Here is an 8523-nt window from a genome sequence, read left to right on the forward strand (position 1 = left end):
GTTGATCCCCGCCTGGCACGCGATGCCGAAGGCACCGCCAAGATGGCTCGTGAACTCTACGAGCGCGTGGGCCGCGAAAACGTCATGATCAAGATCCCCGCAACCCAGGAAGGTCTGCGCCCCATCGCAGAGACCCTGGCTGCTGGCATCAGCGTGAACGTGACCCTGATCTTCTCCCTGACCCGCTACCGCGAGGTCATCAACGCCTACATGCTCGGCCTGGAGCAGGCGCTGGAGAACGGCAAGGACCTGTCCACCATCCACTCGGTCGCATCCTTCTTCGTCTCCCGCGTAGACACCGAAATCGATGCACGCCTCGAAGCTGCCGGCGGCGACGCTGTACAGCTCAAGGGCAAGGCAGGCCTGGCAAACGCACGCCTCGCCTACGAGGTGTTCGAGGAAATGTTCTCCTCCGAGCGTTGGGCACGCTTGGAAGCACACGGCGCGAACGTACAGCGCCCGCTGTGGGCATCCACCGGCGTGAAGGATCCCTCGCTGCCGGACACCCTGTACGTCACCGGCCTGGTCGCACCCAACACCGTGAACACCATGCCCGAGGCAACCCTGAACGCTGTTGCTGACCACGGTGAGATTACCGGCAACACCATCGTGCCGAACTACTCCGAGTCCAACAAGGTTCTGGACGCTATCTCCGTTCATGTCTCCTACCCGGAGGTCGTGGAGAAGCTCGAGGTTGAGGGCCTGTCCAAGTTCGACGTCTCCTGGGAAGAACTGCTGCAGACCGTCCGCGAGGCACTCGAGCAGGCTAAGTAGCCGCACAGTAGCCGCGCCCCAGTAGCCGCCGAGATATAGCGCGGCACTAAACGCTGTCGGTGTGCACCGCCCGATGTGCGCCGCGGCACCCCTACCCAATCCGCCGGGGTTCCCGCCAGAGCTTCACTGCTCGGGGAATCCCGGCGGGTTAGGTGCCCCTCATATCATTCCGTCAAAACCGGTACAATACAGGGTACACACCTTCCAAAATGCGGCATCGCCTCCGCGCGAATAAGGTACGAACCGCGCGCCGCACGAACCAACCAAGGCAATCAAAGGAATATATTGTGACTAACGGTCATGAATCGAATCCCCTCAGGGACACTCGCGACCGCCGCATTACCCGCATTGCGGGGCCGTCCGCGCTCGTCTTCTTTGGCGTGACCGGCGACCTGGCCCGCAAGAAGCTGCTTCCGGCAGTGTACGACCTCATGAACCGCGGTTTGCTCCCGCCGAGCTTCGGCCTCGTCGGCTTCGGCCGCCGCCCCTGGAGCGATGACGACTTCCGCGCCTACGTGCGTGAATCTGTTGAGGCAAACGCCCGCACCCCCTTCCGCGAGGACGTGTGGAACCAGTTCCAGCAGGGCATGCGATTCGTCGTGGGTGCCTTCGACGACGACGCAGCCTATGAACAGCTCAAGAGCACCCTCGCCGAACTCGACGAGCGTGGCGCCCACGGCAACCACGCCTTCTACCTGTCCATCCCGCCGAAGGCATTCGAGCAGGTTCTCACCAAGCTCGCCGAACACGACCTCGCATCCCGCGATAACGACACCGTCAACCCCGTCGACGGTTGGCGCCGCGTGGTTATTGAGAAGCCTTTCGGTCACAACCTTGAGAGCGCCCGCGAGCTGAACTCCATCGTGGAGGCGGTCTTCCCGCCCGACGCCGTGTTCCGCATCGACCACTACCTGGGCAAGGAAACCGTGCAGAACATCCTGGCGATGCGTTTCTCCAACCAGATGTTCGAGCCGCTCTGGAACTCCAACTACGTTGACCACGTCCAGATCACCATGGCCGAAGACATCGGCATCGGCTCCCGTGCAGGCTACTACGACGGCGTGGGTGCAGCCCGCGACGTCATCCAGAACCACCTGCTGCAGCTGCTCGCCCTCACCGCCATGGAGGAGCCCCTCAGCCTCGACGCCAAGCACCTGCGCGCCGAGAAGGCTAAGGTCCTCGAAGCAGTCCGCATTGACGATTTGCCGAATTCCTTCGCGATTGGCCAGTACGCCGCAGGCTACCAGGGCGGCGAGCACGTCAACGGCTTCTTCGACGAAAACGACATCCCCGCAGACTCCCGCACCGAAACTTTCGCTGCGCTGAAAGTCTCCATCGCAAACCGCCGCTGGGAAGGCACCCCCTTCTACCTGCGCGCCGGCAAGCGCCTGGGCCGCCGAGTCACCGAAATCGCCGTCATCTTCAAGAAGTCCTCCGACCGTCTCTTCGGCGAACGTGAAAACCCGCAGGTCGGCCAGAACGCCGTCGTCATCCGCGTGCAGCCCGACGAAGGCATGACCATCCGATTCTCCGCGAAGGTGCCCGGCACCCAGATGGAAATCCGCGACGTCAACATGGACTTCGGCTACGGCCACTCCTTCACCGAAGAGTCCCCCGAAGCGTACGAACGCCTCATCCTGGACGTTCTGCTCGGTGAGCCGCCGCTGTTCCCCCGCCACGAAGAAGTTGAGCTCTCCTGGAAGATCCTCGACCCCTTCGAAGAATACTGGGAAGAAAACCGCATTAAGCCTGAACCCTACGAGTCCGGTTCGTGGGGTCCGCGTTCGGCACACGAGATGCTCGAACGCGACAACCGCGCTTGGAGGCGCCCGTGATCTCGCACCTGCACAACACCACCGTTTCCGCCATCAACAAGGAACTGAGCCAGCTGCGCGCCAACAACGGCAGCCTCAGCAGCGGACGCGTGCTCACCCTCGTGGTCCTCGCCGAAAAGGGCCACTCCCGCGAGGCCATGCGCGCGGCAATTCGTGCATCCCACGAGCACCCGAGCCGCGTCATCGTGCACATTTCGCATGACCCGCTCGACCCCGACCAGCTGGATGCAGAAATCCACCTCGGCGGCGACACCGGCGCGTCCGAGATGCTTGTTCTGCGCGGCTGGGGTAGCGCATCCCGCCCGACCGAGGCGCTGATTTCCGGTCTGCTGCTGCCGGACTCCCCGATTGTGGTCTGGTGGCCGCACTCGGTGCCGGAGAACCCCGCACAGCACTCCATCGGTCGTATCGCTCAGCGTCGCATCACCGACTCTGCGCGCGCAGAAGACCCGAAGGAAGCTCTCAAGCACCTTGCCGAGGTGTACCGCGCCGGCGACACCGACCTGGCGTGGACCCGCCTCACCCTGTGGCGCACCCAGCTGGCTGCGCTCCTGGAGCAGGTGCCTTCCTCCCCCGTGCGCCGCGTGGTTGTGTGGGGTTCGAGCAAGTCCCCGTCCGTGGTTCTGCTCGGTACCTGGCTCGGTTGGAAGCTCAATGCACCCGTGCACCTGGCGACCATCGGTGCGGCAAACCGCGGCCTGTACCGCGTCAGCATTGAGCGTGAAGACGGTTCCGTGACCATGTTCCGCCCCGGTATTTCTGTGGCGACCGTTTCCACCCCGTACGCGCCCGATCAGCAGATTGCTCTGCCGGTGCGTACCCTCGCCGAGTGCATCTCTGAGGAGCTGCGCCGCCTCGACCCGGACGACACCTACGGTGACGTGCTGAAGCAGGCGCTGCGCACCGTAACCCTCGTGGACGATACCTGCCAGCCTGAAGACATGCTGGATCTCGAAGAATACCCGGAGGTTTTCGATGCCTAAGATTCAGAACATGGGCGCATCCACCCCCACCCTGGTGGCGCACCCGACCCGCGAGGCTCTCGCCGCGGACGCGGTGACCCGCATCCTCGACATCATTGAGCACGTGCTCTCTGAACGCACGATTGCCCACATTTCGCTGACCGGCGGCACGATGGGTATCGCCACCTTGAAGGCGTGGGCTGAGAACGAGCGCGTGAAGGATATCGACTGGTCCCGCGTGCACTTCTGGTTCTCCGATGAGCGTTACGTGCCCGAGCGTAGCCCCGAACGCAATGACGGTCAGGCTATTGAGGCGCTGCTCGCTCCCCTGCTTTCGCACGGCCTGGTTGTGGGCAATGTGCACCGCATGGGTCCGTCCGATATTTTCACCGGCCTTGAGGCAGCTGCCGAGCACTACGCTTTCGAGATGCGCGACTACGCCGGTTCCGCGCCGGCTGTGAGCGTGCAGATGCCTGAGGGCGCAACCGAACTGCCGCTGGCTGGCGGTCACGGTGGCGGCGCAGGTCACGAGCACGGCGGCTCCGGCGGCTGTGGTTGCGGTGGCGGCGGTTGCGGTTCTTCCGCACCCGAGCAGTCCATCGAAGAGACCACTTTGGAAGACTTCGACGCTGAGGCTGCTGAGCCCGCAGGTGGTTGCGGATGCGGCGGCGGAGGCTGCGGTGGTGGCGGTGGTGGCCAGTGGCCCGCACCGGTCTTTGACATCACCCTGCTGGGCATGGGCCCGGACGGTCACATCGCTTCTCTGTTCCCGGGCCGCAAGCAGGTTCTGCTGGGTACCGGTCTGCCGGAGGACCCGGTTGAGGGCGGTAAGGCTGTGACCGTGATGGTTTCTGATTCGCCGAAGCCGCCGGCTGAGCGCGTGTCGGTGACCCTGCCGATTATCAATAATTCGCGTCACGTGTTCTTCCTCATCACCGGTGAGGATAAGCAGGATGCGACCAGCCGCCTTCTGGCTGGCGCGAAGCTGGACGCTGAGGACCTGAACGCTCAGCTGCTGCTGGAAACCCCGGCGGTGGGTGCGCGCGGTAAGAAGCAGACCCTGATTTTTGCAACCGAGGAGTCGCTGGCTCCTGAGAACCGCCCGTAAGGTTCCGGTTCTGAACTGCACCAAGATAAAGAGTGGAGCCCCGGATAGTTCCGACTGTCCGGGGCTTTTCTCTATGGTTTTAAAACACCCCGAAATGGTACTAGGAGTGGTACTATAAAGTATGCCGAGTCACACTCTCCCCCGCCACGAACTCTACACCTACCGCGTCGAGTGGTCTGAAGACGACCAGGAATTTGTCGGAACCGTTGCCGAATTCCCCAGCCTCTCATACCTGGCCCCGACCTCAACCGAAGCATTCGCAGGTATCCGAGAAGTCGTCGCCGACACCCTCGAAATTCTTGAAGAAGACGGCCGCGAGGCACCCGAACCGTTCTCTCTGCGTTCCTTCTCAGGACGATTCAACTTGCGTGTTTCACCGCAATTGCATCGTCGTCTGGTTCAGCAGGCAGCGCTTTCTCACCAGAGCCTGAACCAGTACGTGAGCCAACAGCTCGAAGCAGTCGTCTAAGTAAGCCAGTACATCTTCATCATCCAACGAAGATTCCAAAATGTTATGACATGACAAAGAGTGGAGCCCCGGATAGTTTCGACTATCCGGGGCTCCACTCTTTGCTACGCTCGCCTACTGCACGCCTACTTTTCAGCAGCGGCAGGATTCTGCGACTGCTGTTCCTGGGGCTCCTCCGCCTCGTCCTCGAAGCCCACGTACAGTGCCGCCAGCGACGGAACCGTCGCCTCCAGCACCTCCTGCGCCTCCTCGGGGCTCGCCGCAAACTTCGCGCCGGTCAGCTGCAGGTACTCGCGCACCGTCATGGGCTGCGCCCAGTCGAAGTGCTCACGCACAGCGGTAATGTTCGCGCCTGACTGTAGCACGTTAATGCCGCGGGCAAGACCGATATCCGTCACCTTCACGATGGCGTCGGTCTCCTCCGGGATGTCGTACGGGTCGCGGTTCTGCAGGTCCACGATGAACGGCAGCACGCCGCGGCTCTCAGCGCGTAGGGCGAACTTGGTGTGCACCTGGCTCACCTCGTGCACCTCGCCCACACCCACGGCGGGCACCATCATGAAGCCCGCCTGCAGGTCGTTCACCGCATCCAAGGTGCGCGCCTCCCCAAAGCCGGAGTACAACTGCACCACCGGCACGAGGTAGCACACCTCCGCCTTGAGCGCCTTGCGAGCCTCAATATCGATGTACTCCCAGGCGCCGCCGGTACCGTCGGTAATGTCACCGGAGTGGTGCGCGTAAATGGCGCCCTGGCTGTTCTTCGCGGTCTGCGACCAGTAGCTGATCTTGTCCATGTAGTTGCCTTCGGCGTCAAACATCATCAGCGACAGGTCAATGTCCACGCCCTCATCCCAGAAGCAGAAGAGGCGGATCACGCCGGTGGGCGACAGGTGCACCGTCGAGGTGTTGTAGCGGCCCATGCTGTCCAGGGAGGGGCGGGCGCTGCGGGTGTTCAGCGGCATAACCATATCGCCCACCTCCTCGGGCAGGTAGATGCTGGTCTCGGCAAGACGGCCGGACAGGCCAATCTCGACCAGACGCTCCAGCAGGTCCAGCACCGCCGGGCTGTACTCGCGCGCCGGAATCATGGTGGCGATGCCGGTCTTGGACAGGTTCATGCGCTGCGGGGCGGCAGGTTGGCCCTTCTGCGCGGAAGCCGCACGGCGCTCTTCGCGCTGGCTCGCGGTAGCTTCGGAGCCGACCGGAATGGACGGCAGCGGGTTCTCCGGGCTAGAATTAGCGCCAAAGAACGAGCCCAGCGGGTTCGGGATACCCGCGTTCTGCATGAGGTTCTGAACCCTCGCGACGCCCTCCGGGTTACGGCGCGCGTACTCAGCGAGCTCCCGGTCCTCCTGCACCGCCACCGGGTTGGCGGGGCGCTCCTTCGGCGGATTCGTGAGCGCGTTACGCTGCAGGGTCACCAGGTTGCGGATCTGCACCAGGATGGGTGCGGAAACGCGCGGCGCCACGGCGGCAAACGCGTCGAAGATGACCTGCTGACCGGGGCTCGGGGCGGTGTCAATACCGTAGCGGGGCGCCTCGAACGCGGTCAGGGCGCGCACCAGCTGGCGCGCAAACACGCCGGGGCGTGTGGAGAGCAGACGCGCCACGTTCTGCGCATCCTTAGTTGCGTAGGCGCGGTCTACCAGCGACTCGAAGCTGTACACCTCACCGCGGTACAGGTCGTCAGCCCAGCGGCTCAGCGCGGTCAGCGACGGGTAGTCGCCGGGGTGAACCGCCTTGACGAGGCGCTTGTACATTTCGGCGGCGGGTGCGCTGTCGTAGCGGGCACCGACCGGGTCGGCATCAATAATGCGGTTGAGCAGGTGCGCGATGCGGGTGCGTTCGCTACGGCGCAGCTTCAGGCGCGGCGCGATGCTCAGGCTCAGATCCCCCACCGTGCCGTTGAAACGCAGACGAGAGTAGGCGGCGGCGAGGGCGAGCGCCTCCTTCATGGTGCGCAGACGCTCAGCGTCTTCGGGGTGCAGGCAGGCGGCGATGAACACGCGGTTCTCGCGGCTGGTGTTCTCCGGGCGAGCACCCGGCAGAGCGTCATGCTGGGCGAGGAAACGGCGCAACGCCACAAGGTCGCGCTGGTCGGTCTGGTTGTACGCCTGCTGCTGACCGAGCAGCTGCTGGTAGAGGGCGCCCGCCATAATCAGGGCGTTCTGCACGCCGCTGACCATCTGCAGGGGTCGGCGGTTGCGTTCCATCGCCGCAAAGTTGGTGCGGCTCATCGGCTGCTGCCATTCGTAGGGCACGTAGTTCTCGGGCAGGCCGCCGAGGATGCGCTCGGTGCCGTCCGGGTTGTAGTACGGGTTGGAGAGGTAGTGCATGATCTGCTCGGTGTAGCGCTGCTCGTCGGTGAGCGTCAGGGCGCGCAGATCAAAGTCGCGGCGGAACACACGGCCGGGGCGGTACCCGTATTCGTAGGACCAGATGGTCGCGAACAGGGCGAATTCGTTGGCGCTGGCGTTCAGCGCCTGGGCGAGGGACTCAGGGCTGAGGGTCAGACCGCAATTGCTCAGGACGGATACTCGCCCCAGGTCGGTGTCGAATGCGCCGGAGTGGTGCAGCTCGTTAATGCTCGAGTAGTTCGAGCGGTAGTAGGGGCCGTACAGGTCGGTGAAGACGTACACGCCGAAGCGGCGCATCAGGATGAGGCGCACGAGGGGGCTGAGGCCCTCGGGCGCTTCGCCGTGAAGGTAGGCGGATTCGTTGAGGTAGGGTGATTCTTGCAGGTAGGGGGATGCGTCGTAGGGAGTGGTCACGGGTCGTCCTTTCCGTTGGTCTCACCCGGCTATCACCGTCGATGGTGTGTCTATGTTCTTATCGTAGCGGCGTGGGCGCGAGTTGTCGCTGGGTTTGGTCATCGGCGACCTGCGGGGCGGACGTTAAAAGAAAAATGGCGGGAAGCGAAGAATCCGACAAATATAAGAAAAAGATATTTCAGAAAGTAGGACTCTTCATGATCCGCCATTACTTATAGAGTACTCCCGCCCCGCGACGGTGGTCAAGCCGTTTCGTCACCGAAGCAGATAATGATTTTAAAAGAAATATACTTGAATGTTTGCTAAAAGATTAGAAAATTATGTACCCCCTTTAGACTTCAAGCACCCCCTAGAAAGGAAAACCTCAAATTGTCCTACAAATTTCTACTTTTCGACCTCGACCACACTCTTCTTGATTTTGATGCTGCTGAGGATGTGGCTTTGACGCAACTTCTAAAAGAAGAAGGGGTTGCAGATATTCAGGCTTATAAAGACTATTACGTTCCTATGAACAAGGCTCTATGGAAGGACTTGGAGCAAAAGAAAATTAGTAAACAAGAGCTGGTTAACACGCGCTTTTCTCGTTTATTTGCTCATTTTGGAC

7 protein-coding genes are annotated in these 8523 nt (G+C 62.3%); 6 read left to right on the forward strand and 1 reads right to left on the reverse strand.

Going from position 1 to position 8523, the window contains the following annotated elements:
• The 5 genes from tal to Q0216_RS08485 all read left to right on the forward strand — a co-directional run.
• On the forward strand, positions 1-774 hold a 774-nt coding region (tal, locus tag Q0216_RS08465; protein WP_298594513.1), incomplete at its 5' end, for a transaldolase.
• Positions 775-1061: 287 nt separating this feature from the next.
• On the forward strand, positions 1062-2609 hold the full coding sequence (gene zwf, locus Q0216_RS08470; RefSeq protein ID WP_298594514.1) for a glucose-6-phosphate dehydrogenase: 1548 nt from the start codon (positions 1062-1064) through the stop codon (positions 2607-2609).
• Positions 2606-3592, forward strand: a complete 987-nt coding sequence (locus tag Q0216_RS08475) for a glucose-6-phosphate dehydrogenase assembly protein OpcA (protein WP_298594515.1) — start codon at positions 2606-2608, stop codon at positions 3590-3592. Before zwf ends, Q0216_RS08475 begins: the two co-directional genes overlap by 4 nt.
• Entirely contained in the window at positions 3585-4679 is a 1095-nt protein-coding gene (locus tag Q0216_RS08480; protein WP_298594516.1) for a 6-phosphogluconolactonase, read from the forward strand. Before Q0216_RS08475 ends, Q0216_RS08480 begins: the two co-directional genes overlap by 8 nt.
• Positions 4680-4800: 121 nt before the next feature.
• On the forward strand, positions 4801-5148 hold the full coding sequence (locus tag Q0216_RS08485; protein ID WP_298594517.1) for a type II toxin-antitoxin system HicB family antitoxin: 348 nt from the start codon (positions 4801-4803) through the stop codon (positions 5146-5148).
• 125 nt (positions 5149-5273) lie between these two features.
• Here the strand turns inward: Q0216_RS08485 and Q0216_RS08490 are convergent, their stop codons facing one another.
• Entirely contained in the window at positions 5274-7919 is a 2646-nt protein-coding gene (locus Q0216_RS08490) for a hypothetical protein (protein WP_298594520.1), read from the reverse strand.
• 369 nt (positions 7920-8288) lie between these two features.
• Here Q0216_RS08490 and Q0216_RS08495 point away from each other — a divergent pair.
• Positions 8289-8523 (forward strand): hypothetical protein (locus Q0216_RS08495; RefSeq protein WP_298594522.1); only part of this gene is annotated, 235 nt, incomplete at its 3' end.

The organism is uncultured Rothia sp. (assembly GCF_937976295.1).
GTDB lineage: Bacteria > Actinomycetota > Actinomycetes > Actinomycetales > Micrococcaceae > Rothia.

What these genes read in the sequence shown, in the direction of transcription:
- Q0216_RS08480 (WP_298594516.1), top strand. Translation starts at nt 3,585, where the DNA reads ATGCCTAAGATTCAGAACATGGGCGCATCCACCCCCACCCTGGTGGCG.
- Q0216_RS08485 (WP_298594517.1), top strand. Translation starts at nt 4,801, where the DNA reads ATGCCGAGTCACACTCTCCCCCGCCACGAACTCTACACCTACCGCGTC.